The organism is Parasphingomonas caseinilytica, from assembly GCF_036663755.1.
Classification (GTDB): Bacteria; Pseudomonadota; Alphaproteobacteria; order Sphingomonadales; family Sphingomonadaceae; genus Sphingomonas.
Map to the genome: position 1 here is coordinate 788,680 of NZ_JAXOJL010000001.1, position 24,131 is coordinate 812,810.

At 64.7% G+C, this 24,131-nt stretch carries 28 protein-coding genes and 2 tRNA genes; 14 read left to right on the top strand and 16 right to left on the bottom strand.

Annotation, left to right across the window (positions count from 1 at the left end; all coding sequences use genetic code 11):
- Window positions 1–21: 21 nt before the first annotated feature.
- The 3 genes from U1738_RS03695 to U1738_RS03705 form a co-directional block, all read right to left on the bottom strand.
- Window positions 22–507, bottom strand: coding sequence for an ExbD/TolR family protein (locus U1738_RS03695; protein WP_332787663.1), 486 nt, complete (start codon window positions 505–507; stop codon window positions 22–24).
- A gap of 96 nt (window positions 508–603) precedes the next feature.
- Window positions 604–1,383 (bottom strand): MotA/TolQ/ExbB proton channel family protein, encoded by a 780-nt coding sequence (locus U1738_RS03700; RefSeq protein ID WP_332787664.1) that lies wholly within the window; start codon window positions 1,381–1,383, stop codon window positions 604–606.
- A gap of 68 nt (window positions 1,384–1,451) precedes the next feature.
- A complete protein-coding gene (locus U1738_RS03705) occupies window positions 1,452–2,120 on the bottom strand; it encodes an energy transducer TonB (protein WP_332787665.1) in 669 nt (222 codons plus the stop codon).
- Window positions 2,121–2,335: 215 nt separating this feature from the next.
- Between U1738_RS03705 and U1738_RS03710 the strand changes: the two genes are divergently transcribed.
- The gene (locus tag U1738_RS03710; protein ID WP_332787666.1) at window positions 2,336–3,169 is read left to right on the top strand and encodes a hypothetical protein; all 834 of its coding nucleotides are present in this window, start codon (window positions 2,336–2,338) and stop codon (window positions 3,167–3,169) included.
- Window positions 3,170–3,172: 3 nt separating this feature from the next.
- Here the strand turns inward: U1738_RS03710 and U1738_RS03715 are convergent, their stop codons facing one another.
- On the bottom strand, window positions 3,173–3,505 hold the full coding sequence (locus U1738_RS03715; protein WP_332787667.1) for a Rossmann fold domain-containing protein: 333 nt from the start codon (window positions 3,503–3,505) through the stop codon (window positions 3,173–3,175).
- The gene (locus tag U1738_RS03720) at window positions 3,502–3,873 is read right to left on the bottom strand and encodes a dihydroneopterin aldolase (RefSeq protein ID WP_332787668.1); all 372 of its coding nucleotides are present in this window, start codon (window positions 3,871–3,873) and stop codon (window positions 3,502–3,504) included. Before U1738_RS03720 ends, U1738_RS03715 begins: the two co-directional genes overlap by 4 nt.
- A 179-nt stretch (window positions 3,874–4,052) precedes the next feature.
- Here U1738_RS03720 and U1738_RS03725 point away from each other — a divergent pair, with 179 nt between their 5' ends.
- The 4 genes from U1738_RS03725 to U1738_RS03740 are packed head-to-tail and all read left to right on the top strand — an operon-like array spanning window position 4,053 to window position 6,951.
- Complete coding sequence (locus U1738_RS03725) at window positions 4,053–4,562, top strand: GNAT family N-acetyltransferase (RefSeq protein ID WP_332787669.1); 510 nt, start codon at window positions 4,053–4,055, stop codon at window positions 4,560–4,562.
- A gap of 39 nt (window positions 4,563–4,601) precedes the next feature.
- Complete coding sequence (locus U1738_RS03730) at window positions 4,602–5,168, top strand: DUF1285 domain-containing protein (RefSeq protein WP_332787670.1); 567 nt, start codon at window positions 4,602–4,604, stop codon at window positions 5,166–5,168.
- A complete protein-coding gene (locus U1738_RS03735; RefSeq protein ID WP_332787671.1) occupies window positions 5,165–5,764 on the top strand; it encodes a CoA pyrophosphatase in 600 nt (199 codons plus the stop codon). Before U1738_RS03730 ends, U1738_RS03735 begins: the two co-directional genes overlap by 4 nt.
- Complete coding sequence (locus U1738_RS03740) at window positions 5,752–6,951, top strand: CCA tRNA nucleotidyltransferase (protein ID WP_332787672.1); 1,200 nt, start codon at window positions 5,752–5,754, stop codon at window positions 6,949–6,951. The genes U1738_RS03735 and U1738_RS03740 overlap by 13 nt, the downstream gene beginning before the upstream one ends.
- On the opposite strand, the gene U1738_RS03745 is transcribed toward U1738_RS03740, so the two are convergent.
- The 3 genes from U1738_RS03745 to U1738_RS03755 form a co-directional block, all read right to left on the bottom strand.
- Entirely contained in the window at window positions 6,927–8,624 is a 1,698-nt protein-coding gene (locus U1738_RS03745) for a putative bifunctional diguanylate cyclase/phosphodiesterase (RefSeq protein ID WP_332787673.1), read from the bottom strand. The genes U1738_RS03740 and U1738_RS03745 overlap by 25 nt on opposite strands.
- Window positions 8,625–8,721: 97 nt before the next feature.
- Complete coding sequence (parC, locus tag U1738_RS03750; RefSeq protein WP_332787674.1) at window positions 8,722–10,977, bottom strand: DNA topoisomerase IV subunit A; 2,256 nt, start codon at window positions 10,975–10,977, stop codon at window positions 8,722–8,724.
- A gap of 22 nt (window positions 10,978–10,999) precedes the next feature.
- Window positions 11,000–11,908, bottom strand: coding sequence for a LysR substrate-binding domain-containing protein (locus tag U1738_RS03755; RefSeq protein WP_332787675.1), 909 nt, complete (start codon window positions 11,906–11,908; stop codon window positions 11,000–11,002).
- A gap of 112 nt (window positions 11,909–12,020) precedes the next feature.
- On the opposite strand from U1738_RS03755, the gene U1738_RS03760 reads away from it, so the two are divergent.
- Window positions 12,021–12,191: a hypothetical protein gene (locus U1738_RS03760; protein WP_332787676.1), complete on the top strand. Its 171-nt coding sequence runs from the start codon at window positions 12,021–12,023 to the stop codon at window positions 12,189–12,191.
- Between the two features lie 2 nt (window positions 12,192–12,193).
- On the opposite strand, the gene U1738_RS03765 is transcribed toward U1738_RS03760, so the two are convergent.
- Window positions 12,194–13,399: a glycosyltransferase gene (locus tag U1738_RS03765; protein ID WP_332787677.1), complete on the bottom strand. Its 1,206-nt coding sequence runs from the start codon at window positions 13,397–13,399 to the stop codon at window positions 12,194–12,196.
- Window positions 13,400–13,570: 171 nt separating this feature from the next.
- Here U1738_RS03765 and U1738_RS03770 point away from each other — a divergent pair, with 171 nt between their 5' ends.
- From U1738_RS03770 to purQ, 4 genes are all read left to right on the top strand, one after another.
- Entirely contained in the window at window positions 13,571–14,437 is an 867-nt protein-coding gene (locus U1738_RS03770) for an alpha/beta hydrolase (protein WP_332787678.1), read from the top strand.
- 118 nt (window positions 14,438–14,555) lie between these two features.
- Entirely contained in the window at window positions 14,556–15,335 is a 780-nt protein-coding gene (purC, locus tag U1738_RS03775; RefSeq protein ID WP_055778137.1) for a phosphoribosylaminoimidazolesuccinocarboxamide synthase, read from the top strand.
- A 3-nt stretch (window positions 15,336–15,338) separates the two neighbouring features.
- Window positions 15,339–15,569 (top strand): phosphoribosylformylglycinamidine synthase subunit PurS, encoded by a 231-nt coding sequence (gene purS, locus U1738_RS03780; protein WP_332787679.1) that lies wholly within the window; start codon window positions 15,339–15,341, stop codon window positions 15,567–15,569.
- Window positions 15,566–16,234, top strand: coding sequence for a phosphoribosylformylglycinamidine synthase subunit PurQ (gene purQ / locus U1738_RS03785; protein WP_332787680.1), 669 nt, complete (start codon window positions 15,566–15,568; stop codon window positions 16,232–16,234). The genes purS and purQ overlap by 4 nt, the downstream gene beginning before the upstream one ends.
- Before the next feature lie 151 nt (window positions 16,235–16,385).
- Here the strand turns inward: purQ and U1738_RS03790 are convergent, their stop codons facing one another.
- Both U1738_RS03790 and U1738_RS03795 read right to left on the bottom strand, forming a co-directional pair.
- The gene (locus U1738_RS03790) at window positions 16,386–16,703 is read right to left on the bottom strand and encodes a hypothetical protein (protein WP_332787681.1); all 318 of its coding nucleotides are present in this window, start codon (window positions 16,701–16,703) and stop codon (window positions 16,386–16,388) included.
- A complete protein-coding gene (locus tag U1738_RS03795; RefSeq protein WP_332787682.1) occupies window positions 16,700–17,428 on the bottom strand; it encodes a queuosine precursor transporter in 729 nt (242 codons plus the stop codon). Before U1738_RS03795 ends, U1738_RS03790 begins: the two co-directional genes overlap by 4 nt.
- Before the next feature lie 82 nt (window positions 17,429–17,510).
- Between U1738_RS03795 and U1738_RS03800 the strand changes: the two genes are divergently transcribed.
- Together U1738_RS03800 and U1738_RS03805 are read left to right on the top strand one after the other, a co-directional pair.
- A tRNA-Arg gene (locus U1738_RS03800) sits at window positions 17,511–17,587 on the top strand.
- Window positions 17,588–17,612: 25 nt separating this feature from the next.
- The gene (locus U1738_RS03805; RefSeq protein ID WP_332787683.1) at window positions 17,613–18,914 is read left to right on the top strand and encodes a M20/M25/M40 family metallo-hydrolase; all 1,302 of its coding nucleotides are present in this window, start codon (window positions 17,613–17,615) and stop codon (window positions 18,912–18,914) included.
- 87 nt (window positions 18,915–19,001) lie between these two features.
- Here the strand turns inward: U1738_RS03805 and U1738_RS03810 are convergent, their stop codons facing one another.
- A complete protein-coding gene (locus U1738_RS03810; protein ID WP_332787684.1) occupies window positions 19,002–19,370 on the bottom strand; it encodes a winged helix-turn-helix domain-containing protein in 369 nt (122 codons plus the stop codon).
- Between the two features lies 1 nt (window position 19,371).
- A complete protein-coding gene (locus tag U1738_RS03815) occupies window positions 19,372–19,578 on the bottom strand; it encodes a TOBE domain-containing protein (RefSeq protein ID WP_332787685.1) in 207 nt (68 codons plus the stop codon).
- Window positions 19,579–19,637: 59 nt separating this feature from the next.
- Between U1738_RS03815 and U1738_RS03820 the strand changes: the two genes are divergently transcribed.
- Entirely contained in the window at window positions 19,638–21,689 is a 2,052-nt protein-coding gene (locus tag U1738_RS03820; protein WP_332787686.1) for an NAD(+) synthase, read from the top strand.
- Between the two features lie 125 nt (window positions 21,690–21,814).
- Here the strand turns inward: U1738_RS03820 and U1738_RS03825 are convergent, their stop codons facing one another.
- Window positions 21,815–22,144 (bottom strand): DUF6481 family protein, encoded by a 330-nt coding sequence (locus tag U1738_RS03825; protein WP_332787687.1) that lies wholly within the window; start codon window positions 22,142–22,144, stop codon window positions 21,815–21,817.
- 42 nt (window positions 22,145–22,186) lie between these two features.
- A tRNA-Ser gene (locus U1738_RS03830) sits at window positions 22,187–22,276 on the bottom strand.
- A 184-nt stretch (window positions 22,277–22,460) separates the two neighbouring features.
- On the opposite strand from U1738_RS03830, the gene hspQ reads away from it, so the two are divergent.
- Window positions 22,461–22,820 (top strand): heat shock protein HspQ, encoded by a 360-nt coding sequence (gene hspQ / locus U1738_RS03835; RefSeq protein ID WP_332787688.1) that lies wholly within the window; start codon window positions 22,461–22,463, stop codon window positions 22,818–22,820.
- A gap of 20 nt (window positions 22,821–22,840) precedes the next feature.
- Here hspQ and U1738_RS03840 read toward each other — a convergent pair whose 3' ends face one another.
- Window positions 22,841–24,079, bottom strand: coding sequence for an FAD-dependent oxidoreductase (locus tag U1738_RS03840; protein WP_332787689.1), 1,239 nt, complete (start codon window positions 24,077–24,079; stop codon window positions 22,841–22,843).
- Window positions 24,080–24,131 lie beyond the last annotated feature (52 nt).

Here is a 24,131-nt window from a genome sequence, read left to right on the forward strand (position 1 = left end):
CTCCTGAGTCTCAGCGGACCGTTACAGACGGGTCGTCGCTTCACCGGGGGGTGGTTCGGAAATGAACCCGACCTTGGCGAAGCCAGCCATCTGCATCGTGTAGATAGCGCCACCGATGCACTGATACGGCGTAGCAACGTCACCACGGATATGCGCTTCGGGCAGCTCGTATCCCGCTGGAAGGTTGTTGGCCCCGCCAGCACGATCGATCTCGGCCTGCAGCTTCTTCACCGCGCGATCGAGCAATTCCTGATGCGTCACGCGCGTCATGTTCCAGTAGATCGCGCACCGACCTTCCTTGTCGGTCGTGACGGACAAGGAAACGTTTTCCGGTTTGGTCGTGGTCGGATCATACTTCACGCTGGGAAGTTTGACCTTGATCGCCTGGATGGCGACCGGGACCGCGATCAGGAAGATGATCAGCAGCACGAGCATCACGTCGACCAAGGGGGTCGTGTTGATGTCGGACATCGGCTTTTCGTTATCGCCGCCAGCACTTATTGCCATTGAGGGCTATCCCTATCCGTTCATTCGCACCGCCAACTTCAGTGTGGCGGCGAAGGACGGGGTCGCAAGCTCGGCCTGCGACCCCGGACCCGTTATTTACGCGCGGGGCGTGGTCGTCGTCGTGGCAGCAGGCTTGGCCGCTACCGGCGGCGCCTTGCGCGCCGTGCTCACCGGACGAACCGCACCGTTCGAAGCCAGGAAGCCGAGCACGTCGTTCGAGAAGGCCGCGAGGTCTTCTGCGATCGACTTGTTGCGGCGCTGCAGCCAGTTGTAGGCAAGCACGGCCGGCACGGCGACCGCGAGGCCGAGTGCGGTCATGATCAGTGCTTCACCGACCGGGCCGGCAACGGCGTCGATCGATGCCTGACCGGCCGCGCCGATCTTGATCAGCGCGCGGTAGATGCCGATAACCGTCCCGAACAGACCGATGAACGGTGCGACCGAACCCACCGTCGCGAGGAAGGCGAGACCGCCACCCAGCTTCGAGTTGATCGTCGCTTCCGAACGCGCCAGCGAACCGTGCAGCCAGTCATGCGCCTCGACCGGATCGGTCAATTGCGTGTGCTGGTCCTGAGCGGCGAGACCGTCGTCGACGATCTGGCGATAGGCCGAGTTCTTCTCGAGCTTGGCAGCGCCTTCGCGCAGGCTGTTCGAGGTCCAGAAACCCTGACGCACGCGCTTGGCCTGGTTCATCACCTTCTGCTGTTCGAACAGCTTGGTGAACATGATGTAGAACGACACGATCGACATGAATGCCAGGATGCAGAACACGGTCCAGGCGATCACGCCGCCCTGCTGAAGTGCTTCCCAGAAACCGTACGGGTTGGCGCCAGCACCGGCGGGTGCCGCTCCTGCGGCGAGAATGGTGGTCATCATTGCGGTAAATCCCTCTTAGAATAGCAGCATGTGGGTTGCCGGAGCCGACAGGCTCCGGCTGAGTGGCGTTATTCCGGCAGGCGCCAGGTGAACTTCAACGACTTCGTACCGCCCGGAACCGGTTGTCCGGCAGCGTTCAGCGCCGGCGTGTATCGGCCGCGACGCGTGACCAACGAACAGGCCGTGCGATCTAGCGTTGCAGAACCGGAACTGGAACTGACCCGGCAATTCTCGATGCGCCCTGCCGCGTTGACGTCGAAGGTCAGGCCGCTGACGCCCTGCTCCTGATCGCGCACGGACGACGGCGGATAATCGTCACCGGTCACCCACGAAGCGGGATTACCCTTTGCAGACGCGGCCTTGCTGATCACCGTCGGCGGCGCCGGTGGCGCTGGCGGAGCCGGCGGTGCCGCGATCGGCACCATCGGCGCGGCCGGCGGCGGCGTCGTTACGGTCTGCATGACGACCGGCGGGCGCGGTGCCTGCACGATCGGCGGCGGCGACACCACGGGGGGTGGCGGCAGCGGCTGGTCTGGTGGCGGCGGTGGGGGTGGCTCGTCCGGCGGCGGGGGAGGTGGCTCCTCCACGTCGAACACGTCCATCTTCTCCGTCGCCTTCTTCACGTACTTGTACGCGAGCCCGGTAACGAAGGCATACCCAATTACGGCGTGGATGAGCGCGACGATCACGATCGCGACCACCTTGCCACCGCTCATCTTTTGGTCAGCATAGGCCATTCAGAAACGACACTCCTCAATCACGGCAACCCCGGTTGCGGCCTGTTAACCGTCAATCCGCCTGCCATGGGCTAGTGTATCCTCGGACAGAGCCTGAACCTCTATCGCGACGTAAACTACGACGCAAACGCTTTGTCGGACGCAACAAACGTACAATCGCTGCGTGGCAGAATTATTTCTGTTTAAGCGGGGGTCGATCGCGTACCATTTGGTCCATGAAGACCTTAACGAAAAAGCTCGCTTTGGCGGCGCTTTCCGCCACCGTTGTCATATCCCCGACAACCGCACAGCGCACACCGCCGCCGATTCCCGCACCAGCCCCGCCACCGCCCTACGCATTATATGCGGACTTCGTTCTCGATGCGCCGGTAATCGTTGATGCGGCGATTCGCAGCACGTCGCGAATCAAGGGTGCCGACGCCGCGACCGTGCCGCCGGGCCTCACCCGATTCTATGTCGAAGCCGATGTTCTGGCACTGATTCGCGGCCCCGCCGCCCTTCCCCCGCGAATCGGTTACCTGCTCGACGTACGACCCGACGCGCGTGGCAAACTTCCGAATCTCCGCAAGCTGCGCGTATTGCTGTTCGCCCGGCCGGTGGCGGGCTCAGGCGCGCAGATCCAGTTGGTTCGCCCGGATGCGATGCGCGACTGGACGCCCGCCGCCGATGCGCTGGCGCGCCGCATCACCACCGAAACCCTCGCGGCGGATGCTCCTCCTAAGATCACCGGACTGGGGAATTCCTTCCACACGACGGGTGCCCTGCCGGGCGAAGGGGAAACGCAGATCTTCCTGACCACGGCCGCCGCGCGACCGGTCTCGCTCAGCATCACGACGAAGCCGGCCGGGACGCGCCATTGGGCCGTTTCATTGAGCGATGTGGTGAGCGATTCCGCCGTTCCGCCGGCGCGAGACACGTTGTTATGGTATCGTCTCGCCTGCTTCCTGCCGCCGGCACTGCCGGAAACGGCAGCTCCGGAAGCGGCGGAAGACTATCGCTTCGTACTCGATTCGCTCGGTCCCTGCGACCGGGGCAACGCGGCCCGATAAGCTTCAGGCGGTAACGGCTAGCACCTGCCCGGTGGACGATTCGGCCCCGGCCAGGAAGCGTGCGGTGTCCAGAATATCCTTTCGCCGGGCATCGGCACCGATATCCAGCGCGCCGATTCGGCGCTTGGGGCCAAGCTCGACGGCCAATGGACCGATGCCGGCGAGAATCATCGCCCGATCGACCGGCGAAAGGTCCGGGCCGACAATCACCAGCACGAAGCGCGTCGTCGCCGCCCTGATTCGGGACACAAATTCGACCGGAGAAACGGCGGCATCGATAATTGTGACATCGGAATCGCCCGCAAACATCGCTTTGACCGCGGCCAGCACGCTCATCGCCGATAGCGGCGCAGCGTCATGCCGATCGATTCGCCGGCTTCCGCGATCGCCAGCTTGACGATCTTCACCTCGGCCCAGGTCACGCGCCGGTCCTGCAGGAACAAAGTCTCACAGATATGATCCGCAACGCCTTCGATCAGCGTGAAATGTACGCCGGCGGGCAAAGCCTTGGTCGCGGCATGCTTCAGGTCGAGATAATTCTTCGATGCCGACAGCGGCGTATCCGGCGCGAACCGCTCCGGGCACCGCAGCCCGATCGTGATCGAGATGCGCAGCGGCTGCGGCAGGTGCGTTTCCTCGGAATAAATGCCGGTCAGCACCTGAACTTCGAGATCGTGCACTTCGAGGGTGAGAGTGTCGTCCAAGCCCGGACATTCCTTATGGTTGGCAAGCGCGCGCCATAACAGAAGTGCGGAACGGGGAAAGCGTGGCGGCACGGCGCGGAGGAGAAGCGAACCCGCATTGCGCTTGCGTTCAGGCGGAACCGGCCTAAATCGCGCTGCCCCGGCCCGGCTCCTTCGCGCGCGGGCTGGAGTGCCTGTCCGTGCAGTTCGTGCCGATCGCCGATGTGCCCGCCGATTCGGTCGAGCAGTTGCTCGATCGCGCGTTCGGCGAGGATCGCCACGGCCGCACCGCCTACCGCATCCGCGACGGCATGGCCGCCCTCCCCGCGCTGAGTTTCGCGGCGGTCGATAACGGTACGCTGGCGGGCACCATCCAATGCTGGCCGATAACGTTTTATGGCGATGACGGACGCGAAACGCCGTTGATCATGCTCGGCCCGGTCGCGGTCGAGCCTTCGCGCCAACAAAACGGCATCGGCCGCCTGCTCACCGCCCGCGCGCTCGAAGCGATCGATGCCGATCCGACCAATCCCGCGGTGGTGCTGATCGGCAACCCGGAATATTATGGCCGCTTCTTCGGGTTCGTCGCAGACGGGACCGCAGGCTGGCGCGTGCCCGGACCGGTCGATCGCCATCGCTTGTTGGCGCGAGGCGGCGCGGTGCCGGCGGGCGACGGATTGCTCGGGCCGCGCGTCACGGCGCACGCCTGACGCTTGCGGCGGAGCAGGGCCGCGCCTACCGCAAGGCCCATGCCGATGCCTCCCCTGCCCGACCTCGCCACGCTCTCGCTCGCCGATATCGCGCGCCTCGCCGAGGAGAACCGCCTCCCGCCGGTCGAGCGCTGGAACCCCACGCATTGCGGCGACAGCGAGATGCGCATCGCCCGCGACGGCACCTGGTTTCATCAGGGCTCGCCGATCGGACGTCAGGCGATGGTGCGCCTGTTCTCCACCATCCTGCGGCGCGAACCGGATGGCGGCTACGTGCTGGTCACCCCGGTCGAGAAGCTCGATATCGCGGTCGAGGACGCGCCGTTCCAGGCGGTCGAACTGAAGATCGAGGGCGAAGGGCAAGGCACGACGCTCGCCTTCCGGCTCAACACCGGCGATTTGGTGACGGCCGGCGCGGATCACCCTTTGCGCTTCGAGACGACGGAGGACGGACCCCGCCCGTATCTCCACGTGCGTGGCGGGCTGGAGGCGCTGGTCGCACGCCCGGTCTATTACGAACTCGCCACGCTCGCTCTGGCCAACGACGATTCGCCCCCCGGCATCTGGAGCGCGGGCGCGTTCTTCGCGCTGGAGCCGGTCGCATGACGCTGGCCGAACGCCTCGCCCGGGCGCTGGAGACGGGCCATGCGCAAGAGATGGCATTGCTTACCGGCGACCACCGCGACGGTGATTCCGATATCGCCACGCCGGTCCAGGCCGCCGTGCTCATCGCCGTCACCGATCGCGCCAAACCCGGCGTCCTGCTCACCCGCCGCACCGATACGCTGAGCAAGCATCCCGGCCAGGTCGCCTTTCCCGGCGGCCGGATCGACGCGGGCGATAGCGGCCCGGTCGCCGCCGCCCTGCGGGAAGCCGAGGAAGAAATCGCCCTTCCCCCGGCAGCGGTGCAGATCATCGGCATCGCCGATCGCTATCGCACGATCACCGGGTTCGAGGTCACGCCCGTGATCGGCGTGGTCCCACCCGATCTCGTCCTGACACCCAGCGAGGCCGAAGTCGCCGCCGTGTTCGAAGTGCCGTTGGGATTCGTACTCGACAGCGCCAACCATCTCGAAGCGACGGTCGAATGGCAGGGGCGCAACCGGCATTATTACGAGATCCTGTGGAACGATCAGCGCATCTGGGGCGCGACCGCGGCGATGATCGTCAATCTTTCGCGGCGGCTGCGATGGGGCAGTTGATCCCTTTGGATTCCGCGTTCCTGGAGCGGGAGGGACTGGCCGCACTCACCGACACGCTGGGCGCGGCGCGGGGCGAGGTGCGCTTCGTCGGCGGGATCGTGCGCGACACGTTGCTCGGCATCGACGCGGCGGATGTCGATCTGGCCACGGTGCATCAGCCGGAAGACGTGGTCCACGCCCTGAAGCGTGCAGGCATCAAGGCCGTGCCGACCGGCCTCGCGCACGGCACGATCACCGCGATCCTGCCCTCCGGCCCGGTCGAGGTGACGACGCTCCGCCGCGACGTATCCACCGATGGCCGGCACGCGATCGTCGCCTTCACCGACGATTGGCGCGAAGACGCGGCGCGGCGCGATTTCACGATGAACGCGCTCTATGCCGATCCGCGCACGCTGGAGGTGATCGATTATTTCGGCGGGCTGGACGATCTGGCGGCGCGGTGCGTGCGCTTCATCGGCGATCCGTTGCAGCGAATCGCCGAGGATCATCTCCGCATCCTGCGCTTCTTCCGCTTCCACGCCCGATTCGGCGACGCGCCCGATGCCGACGGACTGGCGGCGTGTACGGCCCGCGCGAACGACCTGATGGCCTTGTCACGCGAGCGGGTGGCGGCGGAATTGCTCAAGCTGCTGGTCGCGGAGCATGCGGTGCGCGTGGTCGATCTGATGATCGCGCACGGCATCTTCCGGCCCGTGCTGCCGGAAATCGCACAGGCCGATCGCCTGGCCACGCTCGCCCGACGCGAAGCCGAAACCGGCATCGCACCCGATCCGATTCGCCGCCTCGCCGCCTTGCTTCCGCCGGACGCCGCTATGGCCGAAGATGTCGGCGCGCGCCTCCGCCTGTCCAACAATGATCGTCGTCGCCTGATCGCTGGCACCGAATCCGTCGGCAGCGAACCGCCCCGGGTTCTGCTCTATCGCCTCGGCGCGGGTCTCGCCGCCGATCGCCTGCTGCTATCGGATCGCCCGATCGACCAGATCCAGTCGCTATCGTCCCTCACCACCCCGATGTTTCCGATCAAGGGCGGCGACCTCGTCGCGCGTGGGCTCGGAAAGGGACCGGACGTCGCGCGGATGCTCCGCACGGTCGAAGACCTCTGGATCGCGGAAGGGTTCCCGGACGCCGAACGCACCGGGCAGATTGCCGATTCGGCCGTCGCTCAGTGGTTGATATCGAGCAGATAGGCATAGGCCGCATCCGCCTCCAGCGGACGGGCATAGGTGTAACCCTGCCCATAGGTGCAGCCCAACGCCGCCAGCGTCTGCGCCAGTTCGTTGGTCTCGATGCCCTCGGCGGTCGTCTTCATGCCGAGCGCCGAGGCCAGGCTGAGAATCGCGCGGACGATCGCGACCTTGTCGCGATCCGCAAGCATGCCGGTGATGAAGCTGCGATCGATCTTCAGCACGTCGATCGGCAGTTTCTGCAGATAGGCGAGGTTGGAATAGCCGGTGCCGAAATCGTCCATCGCGATCGTCGTGCCCAGTGCTTTCAGCGCATGCATGATCCCGGCGATGCGATCCGGATCGGTGACCAGCGCGCTCTCGGTCAATTCCAGCGTGAAGCGCCGTCCGTCCAGCCCATTGGCCATCAGCGCGCGTTCGACCAGCTTCGGAATGCGATCGCGTTGCAGCTGGATGGCGGAAAGATTGACCGCCAGCTTCACGCCGCAATCGCCGCCGAATCGCGTGTCCCATGCGGCAAGGGTTTGCGCCGCCTCGTCGATCGCCCAGCGCCCGAGCGGCACGATCAGCCCCGATTCCTCGGCCACCGGAATGAAATCGTTGGGTGAATGCGCCCGGCCCGCCTCGTCGGTCCAGCGCGCGAGCGATTCGAACGCGATCACGCGGCCCGTCGCAAGATCGCAGATCGGCTGATACGTCAGGCGCATCTCGCCATTCTCGATCGCGCGGCGCAACGCGGTTTCCATGCCGAACTGTTCGCGCGCGATATCGAATTGCTGCGTCTGATACGCCTCGGCCTTGCCGCTGATCTTCGAACGTTTCACCGCGAACTGGGCGTGGCGAATCAGTTCCTCGGCATCGTCCATCTCGGCCGATCCGAACGCGATGCCGATCGAGCAGGACACCTTGATCTCGAAATCGCTCAGCCGGAACGGCGTGGCTAGCGCGCCCTCGATCCGCTTGGCGACATGCTGCGCATCGCTCGGCCCGTCCTCCAGCGTCAGCAGGATGCCGAATTCGTCGCCGCCGGTGCGCGCCAGCACGTCATGCGCGCGGAGCGCTCCCTTCAGGCGACGGGCCAGCGTGATGAGGAGTTCGTCGCCGTCCATCGAGCCGAGACAGGCATTGACCCGGCTGAAGCGATCGAGATCCAGCACCAGCACCGCATAACGCGCGCGCTCGGCCGGATCGATCAGTAGCCCTTCGAGCCGATCCGAGAAGCCGGCACGATTGGGCAGGCCGGTCAGGCTGTCGGTCAGCATCTCGCGGCGGAGATTGTGTTCGGTGCGCAGCTCGGATGTGTGATCGACCAAAGTGACGAGGCACCGGCGTGCCTCGCTTCGTTCCAGCCGCGCCAGCGTGACGCGGTAATGCCGGCAATCGACGCTGTCGCCGAACTGCCATGCCGATTCCTCCTTCAGCGATTCTCCATCGAGGAAAGCCGCAATGCGCAGACCGAAAAGATTGAGAAACGGCGATTTTTCGGACGAGGTGCCAAGTCCGGCAAGCCTGAAGGCATCGTTATGCCCATGCAAGGCGAAGCGGCCATCGACATGGGTGACGATCGCGGCGGGGATCGGCAGCAGGTTGATCGTCGCCACCGCGCGCACCGTATCCGGCGCGAGTGCCACCGGGCCGTCCGTGGGCACGGGCAGCATCTTCCGGAACAGGCTCATCGGCTTTGTCGTCACCATTACAGGACACGGCTAGCGCAACTTCGTTAAAGTACGCTGAAGCCGCGATTATTTCGCCACCGTGACGGTTTCCGCTCTGTTAGAATTTGTTGTCGCGCGGGAACCCCGTCGGCGGCATCCGGCCCGCGGCACCCCGCGCGGCGCGCCATTGCGTCAGATCGGTTTCCGTCCGGGTACGCCCCGTCTCGCCGCCCATCGTCCAGCTCAGGCCCTCGGCGAATACGAACGTGACCGCATCGGACAGGCCGCCATCGCCATAGCGCTGCAACTGCACCCCCTGCCCCTTCGACAATTCGGCCAGTTCGGTCAGCGGGAACACCAACAGGCGGCGATTGTCCCCGATCGCCGCGACATAATCGGCGGCCGGATCGACCGGCTTCACGATCTTCAATTTGGCACCGATGCGTGGCGTGACGACCGTCTTGCCCTTGCGCGTTTCGGCGATCGTGTCGGCGGTCTGTACGATGAAGCCCCGGCCGTCGCCCGCCGCGACCAGCAGTTTCTTCGCACGGCTCGCCGGCAGCAAGGCGACGATTCCGACCTCACCATCGAGGTCGATCATCAGCCGCACCGGCTCGCCGAAGCCGCGTCCGCCCGGCAAGCGATCTGCGGCAAGCGTATAGAATCGCCCGTTTTCCGCCGCGAGCAGGATCTTGTCGGTGGTCTGCGCCGAAAAGGCGAAGGCCGGGCCATCGCCTTCCTTGAACTTCAGCGCGGCGATCGCGGCGTCGTCGGAATGGCCCTTCATCGCGCGGATCCAGCCGCGTTCGGACAGGATCACCGTGATCGGCTCGCGTTCGATCATCAACTCGAGCGGGATCTCGCGTGCGGGGGCGGCCTCGGCGATCGTCGTGCGGCGCTTGCCCAATGGCGTTTCGGGGCCATAACGCTCGCGCAGCTTGGCCGTGTCGCGCTTCAAGCGCGTGCGCTGCCGCGCCTCGCTGCCGAGCAGCAGTTCCAGCGTGGATTTCTCCGCTTCCAGCCCGTCGCGTTCCTTGCGGATCTGCATCTCTTCCAGCTTGCGCAGGCGACGCAGCCGCATGTCGAGGATCGCCTCGGCCTGGCGATCGGTCAGGCCGAATTCGGCGATCATGATCGGCTTCGGCTCGTCCTCGGTGCGGATGATCTCGATCACGCGATCGAGATTGAGATACGCGATCAGGTAACCGTCGAGCAGTTCGACCCGGTCGGCGATCTTGTCGAGCCGGTATTGCGAGCGCCGTTGCAGCACGACGAACTGGTGATCGACCCAGCCCTTCAACGCCTCGCGCAGGCTCATCACGCGTGGGGTACGCGTCTTGTCGAGCACGTTGAGGTTCAGGCTGACCCGGTTTTCCAGGTCGCTCATCCGGAACAGGCTTTCCATCAGCATGTCGGCATCGACCGTGCGGCTGCGCGGTTCGATGACGATGCGGATCTCGCTGTCGGATTCGTCACGCACATCGGCCAGGATCGGCAGTTTCTTGTCGTTGATCAGCCCGGCGATCTGCTCGATCAACTTGCCCTTCTGCACGCCGTAGGGAATTTCGGTGATGACGGCATTCCAGCCGCCGCCCTTCTCGCGCTCGATCGACCAGCGCGCGCGCACCCGAAAGCCGCCGCGCCCGGTGGCATAGGCTTCTGCGATGGCGTTCGGCGAATCCACCACCAGTCCGCCGGTCGGGAAATCCGGGCCCTTCACATGCTCCAGCATCTGCGCATCGCTGGCGTCGGGTTGGTCGATCAGCAGGATCGCGGCGTCGAACAGTTCGGCGGCATTGTGCGGCGGAATGCTCGTCGCCATGCCGACCGCGATGCCCGCCGCGCCATTGGCCAGCAGGTTTGGGAACAGGCCCGGAAACAGTTCCGGCTCGTGATCCTCGTTATTGTAGGTCGGGCGGTAATCGACGGCATCCTCGTCGAGCCCGTCCATCATGTCGATCGCGACCTGCGTCAGCCGCGCTTCGGTGTAGCGATAGGCGGCGGCGTTATCGCCGTCGATATTGCCGAAATTGCCCTGCCCGTCGACCAGCGGATACCGCATCGCGAACGACTGGGCGAGGCGGACCATGGCGTCATAGACCGACTGGTCGCCGTGCGGATGGTATTTGCCGATCACGTCGCCGACGACGCGGGCGCATTTCTTGTAGCCCTGCGACGGATCCAGCTTCAGCAACCGCATCGCCCAGAGCAGGCGGCGATGCACCGGTTTCAGCCCGTCGCGCACATCCGGCAACGACCGCGCCGTTATGGTGGACAGCGCATAGACGAGGTATCGGTCACTCAGCGCGCTGTCGAAGGGCGCATCGACAATGGCATTGAATGGGTCTTCGGGATCTTTGACGTCGGTCGGCATATCTGTTCGATTAGCAGTGCCGTTACGCAGGCGCTATGGTCTCGGCGATATCGCGCGCGATCTCGGCCAACAGCCAATCGCGGAACTGACGAATCTTGGGCACGTTGCGACGATGTTCGGGGTACACCAGCCAATAAGCTTCGCCCCGCGTCGACTTCTGCGGAAACAGACGCACCAGCTTCCCCTCGGCAAGATCGTTGCGCCAGAAGAAGGGCGTCAGCAGCGCGACTCCCTGTCCTGCGGTCGCCGCATAACCTTCATGTGCCTGGCTATCGAGGCGGACGCCGGGCTTGATCGGTCCTTCCGGCACGGCAACGCCCGCTTCGCCCAGCCAGACCGGCCACCACGGATCCTGCGGACTGATCAGCGGCAGGCCGGGCAGATCCTCCGGTCGCAACGCGCCACCCTGCCGGGCGAGGAAATCCGGACTGCACATCGGCGTGAAATCGATCTCGAACAACATATCATGCGACAAATCGGGCCACCCGCCCAGCCCCGATCGCACCGCGCAATCCACCTCGTCCGATGCAAAGTCCGTCACCATGTCGCTGGTGTGCAGTCGCACGGCCATCTCGGAATGCGTCATCTGGAAACCGCCCAGCCGCCACGCGAACCAGGTGTTGGCGAAGGTGTTCGAGGTGGAAACGGTGAGCAGCGACGCGTCCTCCGCCCGGATCGCGCCGAACGCGGCGTCCAGCGCATCGAACGCGCGCGACACGTCGTGCCCGGCGCGGCGGCCGGTCTCGGTCAGCACCACGCGCTTCTTCTCGCGCCGGAACATCGGCACGCCCAGCCGCTCTTCCAGCACCTTGATCTGATAGCTGACCGCTGCTTGCGTCATCCCCAGTTCTGCGGCCGCAATCGTGAAGTTTTCATGCCGCGCAGCCGCTTCGAACACGCGAACGGCCGATAATGGGGGCAAACGACGCATTCGGAATTCATAAGGTGAGCTTGTCGATCCTGTCCAACGATTTGTTGGCGGCGATTTGGGCCAAAGCGCATATCGGAAATGCCGGAACGGTCCGGCACCGAGGAGACACGAGATGCGTGACGATTTCCTGAGCGCCGATTGGGCCACCGGACACCGTGCGATCACGCGCGACATTCATAAGGCATTCGCATCGATGGCCAAGGGTCTCGCCTGGCTCAACTGTCATCAATGGCAAGCCCCCTGGCACCACGACCAGCGCAGCGAGCAAAACTGCCCGCGCTGAGATCAGGGCGTGGTGGCGAGCGCGGTGGGATGCCGTCCGCAATGGCCCGCCACCGCCTCGGTCAGCAACGCATGATGCTGCCGCCCGGTGTCACGCCAGTTGAACGTCTCGGCATAAGCCCTTGTCTTTGCGCGATCCGGCGGGCTGGCGATCAGATGTGCGATGCCGTCCGCGATGGCCGCGTCGGAGCGGTCGGCGGTCAGCACGCCTGCCTCTGTCCGGCTGACCACTTCGGGTGATCCCCAGACGGGGGTGGCGACCAGCGGCGTGCCGCACGCCATCGCTTCAAGCAGTACGTTCGAAATTCCCTCGCGCGCAGAACAGTTCGCCACGACGTCCGCCGCGCCGTACAATTCGGGCAGCGAATCCTGATCGACATGGCCGAGGAAATCGATCCGGTCGCGCACCCCCAGCGATTCGGCCAGCGCCTTGAGCGCGATCTCGCACGGTCCGGTGCCGGCGATCATCAGCCGCACATCGGACAGTCGGGCGATGGCGCGGATCGCGAGATCGATGCCCTTATTGTCGACCAGATAGCCGACGCACAGCACCGTCGGTGCCGTCATGCCAAGCTTGTCGCGCAATGCGGCCCGATCGACCGGCGGGCTGAACAGGTCGAGATCGACGCCGTGCAGTACGACGCTGATATTGTCCGGCCGCGCGCCGATCTCGACCAGTTCGTCGCGCAACGCGCCTGCCACTGTCGTCACCGCCGCCGCCTTCGCCGTGGCGGAGAGGATCATGCGGCGGGCCGGTGCGTGATCGGGGATCTGGGTGACGTCGCTGCCCAGGGCGGTCATCGCGAACGGCACGTCGAGCCATTTCGCGAGCAAAGCCGTCGCTACGCCGTCCGGATAGAGATAGTAGGAATCGATCACGTCGAAATCGAATTCGCGGCGCAATTCAGCGATGTGGCGATAGAGCGCCGCCGCCATCAGGAACGGTGCCAGCGTCATGCCGATCTTCGGGATCACCGGATAACGCGGATACGTGACCTGCACCCCACGCCGCTTGGCTGATTTCGGTACGGCCGCCAGCTTCGCATATTGGCCGAATCTGGGATTGCTGCTCGGGAACCACGGCACCGGCGCGACGACGCGAATCTCGTCCGCGGCGCGCGCGAGATGCGCGACGCGGTGTTCGATGAAGATGCCGTGCCGCGGCTGCACCTCGTTCGGATAGAGACTGGAAAGGACCAGGATCTTCAACGTCGTTTATTCCTGCGCGCGGCCGTACTCCGCGCCTTAGGCCGAACCGGGATAAATTAGCATTAAGGATCCCATACGAGGTTCGGCTTTCGCCGGGTGCCCATCCGTCTTAGGCTTGTCCGCATGCGCTTTGCCTTTTCTCTTCTCGCCCTCCTGATGCCGGTCCCCGCCATGAGCATGCCCGCCGATCCCCCCAAGCTGCTCACCTGGCCGGACCTGACTAAGCGCGAACAGCCCAAGCCGGACGCCACGATCGCGTATGGCGAGGACAATATGCAGAAGGTGGACGTGTGGGTGCCGGCCGGCAAACCGGGACATCGCGGCCGTTTCCCCGCCGTGCTGATGGTGCATGGCGGCTGCTGGACGACCAGCATCGCCGATCGCAGCCTGATGAACTGGATCGCCGACGATCTGCGCAAGAGCGGCATCGCGGTATGGAACATCGATTATCGCGGTGTGGATCGCACCGGCGGCGGCTATCCCGGCACCTTCCTGGATGCGGCCAAGGCGGCGGATGCGTTGCGCGCGAGTGCCGCGAAATATCATCTCGATACGAAGCGGATCGTCGCGGTCGGCCATTCGGCGGGCGGGCATCTCGCCTTGTGGCTCGCCGGTCGCACGAAATTGCCAAAAACCAGCCCGCTCTACAGCGCCAGGCCGCTGAAGATCGCCCATGTCATCAGCCTCGGCGGCTTGCCCGATCTGGAAGCGACCGCCGCCAGCCCGGATAACGGCTGCGGTGTCGAGGTGGTCGGCCAGTTGGTCGGCACTCCCTCCGCGACACGCAAGGACGTCTATTACGACACGTCCGTCCCCCGCCTCCTGCCGCTCCAAGTGCCGCAGGATCTGGTCAACGGCGATAAGGACCGCATCATCCCGATCCGCCTCGGCACCGGATACGAGGCGCAGGCAAAGAAGGCCGGCGACCGGGTGGCGCTGCACCTCATCCCCGACACCGGCCACGTCGAACTGATCGCCCCGGAAAGCGCCGCTTGGGCGGAGGCCAAGCGCCTGATCGGGGCGGCGCTCAGAAGGTGACGACAAAGCGCGCCAGATAATTGCGCCCCACCATTGCTTTCGATATAGCGCCCTTCATCCCGCCCCGGCCGTGCGAATCCCGCTTGGCCGGGGCGCTTCTTTCAAGGGGTAATGCCGCATGGCTCGCCGCCGCCAGATCTACGAAGGCAAGGCCAAGATTCTCTATGAGGGTCCGGAGCCGGGGACGCTGATCCAGTATTTCAAGGACGATGCCACCGCCTTCAACGCGCAGAAGAAGGGCACGATCAGCGGCAAGGGCGTGCTGAACAACCGCATCAGCGAGCATGTCTTCACCCTGCTCGGCCTGATCGGCGTGCCGACGCACTTCATCCGTCGCCTCAACATGCGCGAACAGTTGATCCGCCAGGTCGAGATCATCCCCATTGAAGTGGTGATCCGCAACGTCGCGGCCGGTTCGCTCAGCACGCGCCTCGGCATCGAGGAGGGCACGCAACTGCCGCGCACGATCATCGAATATTATTACAAGGACGATGCGCTCGGCGATCCGATGATCACCGACGAACATATCGCCGCGTTCGGCTGGGCGAGCCAGGAGGAGATGCACGACATCGCGGACCTAGCGATCCGCGTGAACGATTTCCTGTGCGGCATGTTCGCCGCGGTCGGTATTCGCCTGATCGACTTCAAGCTGGAATTCGGCCGGCTGTGGGACAATGATTACGCCCGCATCATCCTGGCCGACGAGATCAGCCCGGACGGTTGCCGCCTTTGGGACATGCAGACCAACGAGAAGCTCGACAAGGATCGCTTCCGCCGCGATCTGGGTGGCGAAGTGGAGGCATATCAGGAGGTCGCCCGCCGCCTAGGTCTGCTGCCCGAGGGCGCGGACAATGCCGTCCTCGATCTCGAAAAGCATCGCAAGAGCAAGGGCAAGTAAGCCATGAAACTGCGTATCATCGTCACGCTGAAACCCGGCGTCCTCGACCCGCAGGGCAAGGCGATCCACAAGGCGCTCGAAGGGCTGGGCTTTGCCGGCGTCGAGGACGTGCGGCAGGGCAAGCTGATCGAACTCGACGTCGCCGACGATACGAGCGACGCGAGCATCGACGAAATGTGCCGCAAGCTGCTTGCCAATACGGTGATCGAGAATTACCGGGTAGAGAAGGCATGAAGGCGGCCGTCATCGTTTTTCCGGGGTCGAATTGCGACCGGGATCTCGCGGTGGCGATCCGCGATGTCGGCGGCATCGCCCCCACGATGGTGTGGCACGGCGACAGCGAACTGCCCGAGGGGCTGGACCTGATCGGCGTGCCGGGTGGCTTCTCCTACGGCGATTATCTACGCTCCGGCGCGATGGCGGCAAGGTCGCCGATCATGCGCGCGGTGTCGGAGGCGGCGGAACGCGGCGTCGCGGTGCTGGGCGTGTGCAACGGCTTTCAGGTGCTGACCGAGGCGGGCCTGCTGCCCGGCGCGCTGATGCGCAATGCCGGCATCGACTTCGTCTGCCGCGACGTGCCTTTGGTGGTGGAGAATGCGCAGAGCATCTTCACCAGCCGCTATGCGCAGGGCCAGACGATCTCGATCCCGGTCGCGCATCATGACGGCAATTACTTCGCCGACGATGCGACGCTCGATCGGCTGGAGGGTGAAGGCCGTGTGGCATTCCGCTATGGCGGGCCGGTCAACGGATCGGCGCGGAACATTGCCGGCGTACTCAACGCCAGCGGCAATGTGCTCGGCATGATGCCGCACCCGGAACGCCGCATCGAGGCCGCGCATGGCGGGACGGACGGACGCGGGATGTTCGAGGGGTTGCTGGAACTGGTTGCGGCTTAGCTCAACTCTTCCCACCGTTCGTGCTGAGCTTGTCGAAGCACCTGCCCTGAACGCGCCCCTTCGGCCAAAATCCCACGAAAGTAGTACTTTCGTGGGACCCTGGCAGGCTCAGGGCGAACGAGCATGGGGTGATTTAGCGTTAGCGAACACCCTAACGTCCACCGAACATCTTCGTCCGTCGCGCCAGCAGCAGGATGACGGTCGGCCAGAAAAGCGTGTTCCAGATATCGTGGAGATTCGCGTCGTAATTCTGCGAAATGTGCCCGAGGTGCCGATCGCGGATGTCCCACGCCTCGCCGATCAGCGCCGCCGCCAACACGACCAGCCATGGCCGCCAACTGCGCAGGCGCCAGCCGAACAACAGGGCCGATCCGAAGAACAGCCCCAAAGCGACATAGATGTGGAGCGCATCCTTGGCGAGATGCACATGCTGGACGAGCCAGAGCTTGGCGGTTTGCAGCGGGCTCATACACGCGCCCGGAACGGCGTGAAATCGGTGCCGTCGTCGAACACGTCGAGACCCTCGCGGCGCTTCAGGAAGCCGACGACGAGATAGGTCACCGGCGTCAGCAACACTTCCCAGCCGACCTTCAGCGCCCATTGCGTGACGAGGATCTTCAGCACCAGTGCGTTGGTCCAGCCGTGCGCACCCCAGAAAGCGAGCGGGTAGAAGATCAGGCTGTCGATCCCCTGCCCCGCCACGGTGGAACCGACGGTGCGGGTCCACAGACGCTTGCCGCCGGTCCAGACCTTCATCTTGGCCAGCACATAGGAATTGACGAACTCGCCGACCCAGAAAGCGCAGAGCGAGGCGAAGACGATGCGCGGCACCTGGCCGAAGATCGTCTCGTACGCCGCCTGGTTGCGCCAATCGGGTGCGGGCGGCAGTTTCACCACCACCCAGGACATGAACGCCATGAACAGCACCGCGATCGATCCGGCCCAGATCACCCGCCGCGCACGGGCATAGCCGTACACCTCGGTCAAAACGTCGCCGATCACATAGGAAATCGGGAAGAACAAGATGCCCGCGCCAAAGGGCCAATATCCGATGCCGGGCAGCCATATCTGCGCCACCTTGCCCGCGCCGATCACGTTCGACAGCAGAATGATCGCGACAAATGCGGCCATGACGAAATCGAAATAGCGCAACTGCGCGCCGGTCAGGTCGCGCGCATTGATCGGTGCCGGCATGTGCGCATTCCCGTTTCGTCGTCGCACGAGACTATGAAGCCGGTTTCGCACCCGCGCAATCCGCGCTAATGCACAACGCGACGCGCCCGTAGCTCAGTTGGATAGAGCAAGGAGCTTCTACCTCCTCGGTCGGGGGTTCGACTCCCTCCGGGCGCGCCAACCTTCTCTTTTTCGGAGGCTGCCGATGCGGATGTCCCTGTTCCTCGCCGCAACTGCGTTGCTCGCTGCCACATCAGCGCAGGCGAAGCTGAGCGCGCCCGAAACGGTGATGGCGAAGACGGTGGATGCCGAATACGAACGCTCGGTCGCGCTCCTACAAAAGCTGGTCGATCAGAATTCGGGGACGATGAATTTCGCCGGGGTCGATGCGGTCGGCAAGATGGTGCGGGCCGAGCTGGAGCCGCTGGGTTTCACCGTTGTGTGGAAGCCGATGGCTGCCGCGCACCGTGCCGGGCACATCATCGCGACGCGAAACGGCAAGGCCGGCGCGAAGCGGCTGCTGCTGATCGGGCATCTCGATACGGTGTTCGAGAAGGATTCGGCGTTTCAGAGGTTCGTCCGCACCGGTGAACAGGCGGAAGGCCCGGGCGCGGGGGACGACAAGGGCGGCATGGTGGTGATGATCGCCGCCCTGCGCGCGATGAAGGCCGCGGGCACGCTGGATGCGGCCAATTTCGAGATCGTGCTGACCGGCGACGAGGAGGATTCGGGCGATCCGATCGCGGTCGCGCGCGCCGACCTGATCGCGGCGGGCAAGCGCGCCGATGCCGCGCTCGATTTCGAGGGGCTGTTCGTCGAGGATGGCAAGGATATGGGATCGATCGCCCGGCGCTCCTCCAATAGCTGGGCGCTGACCACCAGCGGCAAGACCGGCCATTCCTCGCTGATCTTCAACGCCACTTATGGCGATGGCGCGATCAACGAACTGGCGCGCATTCTCGCCGCGTTCCGGAGCGAATTGCCCGAGCCGAACCTGACCTTCAACACCGGCATCATCGCCGGTGGCGCGACCGCCGCGCTGGATGCCCATGGCGTGCGGGCGAGCGCGACGGGCAAGAGCAACGTGATCCCCTCAACCGCTTTGGCGCGGGGCGATTTCCGCACTTTGTCCGAGGAGCAGACCGAGCGGGTGAAGGCGAAGATGAGCGCGATCGTCACGAAACATGCGCCGGGCACCGATGCGAAGATCGTGTTCGAATCCGGCGGCTATCCGGCGATGGCGCCGACGGCGGGCAATCGCGCCTTGCTCGCGAAGCTCAACGGCGTGAATGCCGATCTGGGGTTAGCCGAGATGGCGCCGCTCGATCCATTGCGGCGGGGCGCGGGCGATATCTCGTTCGTGGCGAAAGATGTCGACGGGCTGATCGGGCTGGGCACCGCCAGCAGGGGCGATCATGCACCGGGCGAGACGGTGGATCTTTCCAGCATCAAGCGGCAGGCAAAGCGGGCGGCGATCCTGATGACGCGATTGGGTGGGGGGCGGTAAATCCGCTCCACCTCCGTTCGGGCTGAGCCTGTCGAAGCCCAAGCGCTGCGCGTGCCCTTCAATAGGCTCAGGGCGAACGGAGTGCGCTCAAGCCGGCAACGGCGCCTCGCGCAGCAGCGCAAGCAAATCCTCCATCGGTTCGCCATCCGCCGCCGTCTGCAACCGCCCCTCCAGCGCACGGTACGCCGCCAGTACTTCCCGCCCCGCAGCGGTAAGTTTGGCCCCCCTGCCCGCGCCGCCACCGGCCACCGTTTCCACCAGCCGATCATTCCAGCAGCGGTTCATGCCGTCGACCAGCAACCACGTGCGCCGATAGCTCATGCCGAGCGCCCGGCCCGCTGCCGAGATCGATCCGTCGCGGTCGATCGCCTCGAGCAGATCGGCCTTGCCCGGCCCCATCGCGAGTTCGTCGCCGCAATAGACCTGCGCCTTCAGCTTGAGCGCGCCGATCCGCATGTTACTTGCCGATCATCACGTCGCTGGCCTTGACGATGATCGACACCGCATCACCCTCGGCCAGCGCGAGATCGGCGATCGCCTCGTTGGTGATGCTCGACGTGACGAGATTGCCGCCGCCGATATCCACCTTTACCGTCGCGTTGACCGCACCGGGCGTGACGGAGACGATCGTGCCGGGAATTTGATTGCGTGCGCTGATCTTCATGAGGGTGTTTCCTTATGGGCGTGATGACTTGCTAACGGCTGGCCGCTACACCCGCAATCATGGCGAAGACGCATCCTTTCTATTCGATCCACAGCCACGGCCTGATCCGGGTGGGAGCGTGCACCCCGCCGGCCAGCGTCGGCGATACGGCGGCCAACGCCACCGCGACGATCGCGCTGGCGAAACAGGGCCACAAGGCCGGCGCGGATTTGCTGGTGTTTCCCGAACTCAATCTGACGTCCTACGCGATCGACGATCTCCACCTGCAGACCGCGCAGCATCATGCCACCGAAGCCGCGATCGGCGCGGTGGTGGCGGCCAGCGCGAAATTGCGACCGGTGCTGCTGGTTGGGGCGGCCCTCCCCCGCAACGGCCGGCTGTACAATTGCTGCGTGGTCATCGCGCGGGGACGGGTCCTCGGCGTGGTGCCGAAGACGTTCCTGCCCAATTACCGCGAATATTATGAGAAGCGCTGGTTCGCTTCGGGTGCGAACCTCGCCGGAGCGCACATCACCCTCGCCGGGCAAACGGCGCCCTTCGGCACCGATCTGATCTTCTCGGCGGGTGATCTGGAGCATTTCGTGTTCCACGCTGAGATTTGCGAGGATTATTGGGCACCGATTCCGCCCTCGACGTTCGGCGCGCTGGCCGGCGCGCTGATCTGCTGCAACCTTTCCGCGTCGAACGTCACGATCGGCAAGTCGCGCGAGCGGATGATGCTGTCGGAGGCGCAGAGTGGGCGGTGCGTTTGTGCGTATGTTTATTCGGCGGCGGGGGCGGGCGAGAGCACGACCGATCTCGCCTGGGACGGCCAGGGCACGATCCACGAACTGGGCGAGTTGATCGCCGAATCCAATCGCTTCGGCCATGATCCCGAGATCCTGTTCGCCGATGTCGATGCCGAGCGGATCGAGCAGGAGCGGATGCGCAACGGCACGTTCAACGACGCCGCGCGCCTCGCCGGCGATCCCGAAAAGAGCTTCCGGCGCATCAGTTTCGACCACAAACCGGACTTTGCCAACGTCGGCCTGATCCGCGCGATCCGTCGCTTCCCGTTCGTGCCCAATACGGCCGAGAAGCTGGATGCGGACTGTTACGAGGCGTTCAACATCCAGGTCGAGGGGCTGCTCAAGCGCTTCGTCGCGGCAAAGGCGGAACGGCTGGTGATCGGCGTGTCGGGCGGGCTCGATTCGACCCATGCGCTGATCGTCGCCGCCAAGGTCATGGATCGGCTCGGCCGGCCGCGCACCGACATCCTCGGCTTCACGATGCCCGGCTTCGCTACCGGCGAGGATACCAAGGCGAATGCGTGGAAACTGATGCGCGCGCTGGGGATCAGCGGCGACGAAATCGATATCCGCCCGGCCGCGCGGCAGATGCTGGGAGACATGGGGCACCCGTTCGCGGATGGCGAGCCGCACTACGATGTGACGTTCGAGAACGTGCAGGCCGGCCTGCGCACCGATTACCTGTTCCGTCTCGCCAATCAGCGCGGCGGGCTGGTGATCGGCACCGGCGACCTTTCGGAACTCGCGCTCGGCTGGTGCACGTACGGCGTCGGCGACCAGATGAGCCACTACGCCGTCAATGCGGGCGTGCCCAAGACGCTAATCCAATTCCTGATCCGCTGGTGCGTAGCATCGGACCAGTTCGATCGCGACACCGATTCGGTGCTGGAGGCGATCCTCGGCACGGAGATTTCACCCGAACTGGTGCCGCCCGGCGCGGACGGCGCGATCCAGAGCACGGAGAGCCGGATCGGGCCGTACGAACTGAACGATTTCTTCCTGCACTATACAATCCGCCACGGCCTCGCCCCGTCCAAGATCGCGTTTCTCGCCTGGCATGCCTGGGCCGATGCGAAGGCCGGGCGCTGGCCGAAGGATTTTCCCAAGGCGAGCCGCCACGACTATGATCTGGCGACGATCACGGGCTTGCTGGAGAAATTCCTGGTGCGGTTTTTCGTGACCAGCCAATTCAAGCGGTCGGCGATTCCCAACGGGCCGAAGGTTTCGGCGGGCGGAGCGCTGAGCCCGCGTGGGGACTGGCGCGCGCCGTCCGATGGGACGGCGGCGGTGTTTCTGGAGGAGTTGGCGCGGAACGTGCCTTAAGGGGCCCCTCACCCCACAAACTGCCGTCATCCTGACGAAGGTCAGGATCCATCTCGCCCCATAGGCGATCGGTAATGAGGAACGATGGATCCTGACCTTCGTCAGGATGACGGTAGCGAATTAATTCAGCGCTTTGCCTTGCGTGCGGCATAGCGGGCGTCACGCGCAGCCTTGGCGGCGATGTCCGCATCGATCAGGCGCTGCTTCTCGGCCTCAATCTCCGCCGCGGCGGCTTCGGCCTTGGCAATCTTGTCCAAACGGGCCTGTTCGATCGCGGCGGCCTTTTCCTCGCGCTTCTTGACGAGCGCGGCTTCCTTGGCCTCGCGCGCGGCGGCGCGGGCCGCGGCGACGGCGGGGTCGACCGGCGGCTTCGCCTTCAGCTTTTCGATCGCCTTCTGTTTCGCCTGGGCGGCGAGCGCCGCACGATCCTGGAAGGTCGGTTCCTTGTAAGCCATTCGTCTCGGGGCCTTTCGGGCGCTGGTCTTCAATCGATACCATGGCGGAGAGGGTGGGATTCGAACCCACGGTACCCGCGAGGGCACGCCGCATTTCGAGTGCGGTACATTCGACCACTCTGCCACCTCTCCGCGAGGTCATTAGATACCATCCGCGCGGGAACCCGGTGGAGCGATATCGGTCGATGAAGGCGGGCGTCTAATGAACTATCCCAAGCGTTGCAACCCTCCGCAGCCCCCTTCCCGACCAAGCGCAAAAACTTGTGCCGAACGGAAAGCGCATTAGATTGGGTTCATGTCCCGTGCCCATATCCCCATGACACCCGTTTCAACCGAGATTCCGCTGCCACCGGTCGCCACCGCGCGCTTCGGTATCGGAGAGGTGGTGCGCCACCGCATGTTCGATTTTCGCGGCGTGATCTTCGACGTCGATCCGATCTTCGCCAATAGCGAGGAATGGTATGATGCGATCCCGCTCGACCTGCGCCCGCGCAAGGACCAGCCCTTCTATCACCTGCTCGCCGAGAATATGGAATCGACCTATGTCGCCTATGTCAGCCAGCAGAATTTGATCCCGGACGACACCGACGAGCCGGTCGATCATCCCGCGATCTCCGGCCTGTTCACCGATTATGCCGACGGACGATACACGTTGAGGCCGCAGCATCGGCATTGACGGCGGCGGGGAGCCGAGGTTCAGGCTGGTCCGCGACAATTCTTGGGCATTCCGAAGCCGGCATAAGCCTGCGCGATCACGGCCACGCCATGTTCCGCCTCGGCGCGATCGACCGTCTCGTTGGCATCGCGATAGCCCTGCCCTTCGCCGCGATCGTTCGCCTGGATGACGATCCCGTCCTTGCGCGAGAGCATGCTGACGCCCTTATAATACAGGCCGTACGTCACCTCGGCCTGAGGGATCAGCCAGGCAATCTGGCCGCGGACGGGAATGATCGATTCGTCCTTCCACAAGGCGCGCGCGCCATAGCCGGTGCAGTCTATCACGACGCTCTCGGCGATGTTGGCGATATCGGCGGGGGTGTTGAACTCCATGCGTTTGAACAGGCCCCCGGCGGCAAAGAAATCCAGCATCAGCGTGTGGCCGAGATCGGCGATGTTGAACATCATCGATTCGGAGCGATACAGATAGGGAATGGCGAATGGCGTGGATCCTGCCGGCACCTTTTCGCTGCGTGGCGTCAGATCGCGAATGCGCGCGCCATAGCTGGCGAATTCCGGATCACCGGCTGCGTGGTTCGGCCTGTGCGGAGAATCGATCGGCGTGTCCGACCCGGTATACCGATCGTTCCACTCGACCGGACTGCCCGGCAGCCCGAGATAGCGGCGATAGGTTTTAAACGAACTGCGCGCCATCTTCTCCCATAGATCGCCGAACGCAGGATCGGCATCGGCCAGGGCGATGCGCGAATCCGGCGTCCAACTGCCCGTCGCGCGGGCGGAGCGGGTCTGCGGCAGCAGATCCCTGGCATAGATAGTCACCTTGGCGCCGGCGTGCTGGGCGTGGATGGCCGCTGTGATGCCCAGGGCACCACAGCCGATGACCGCGATTTCCTTCGGGCTGTTGGCCATCGCCTTGCCCACCGCGACCTCGGCCGATCCCCAGGACAGCGACCAGCCGCTGCCGCCATGGCCGTAATTGTGCACCACCAGCTTGCCACCGACCTGTTCGGCATCGAGCCGCGGCCCGGCCGCACGGAACGGTCGCAGGCATACGGTGGTATCGAAAATCCGCCCGACCGAGGCCCGCACCCGCGCCAGCGGCGGCGGGCCGTAAGGGTCGGCGATCGGGCGGCCATCCGACATCGTCGTGCAGCCGCCCAATCCCGATCCGACCCCTACTAGGCCCAGCCCTGTGAAGACCGTATCGCCCATCATCTTCCGGCGGCCGATCCCGCCGGAATCTTCGTTGCGAAACATCCACCGGTCTCCCGTCGAAACTAGCCTGGCCGAATTCGGCTTCGTCGAAACG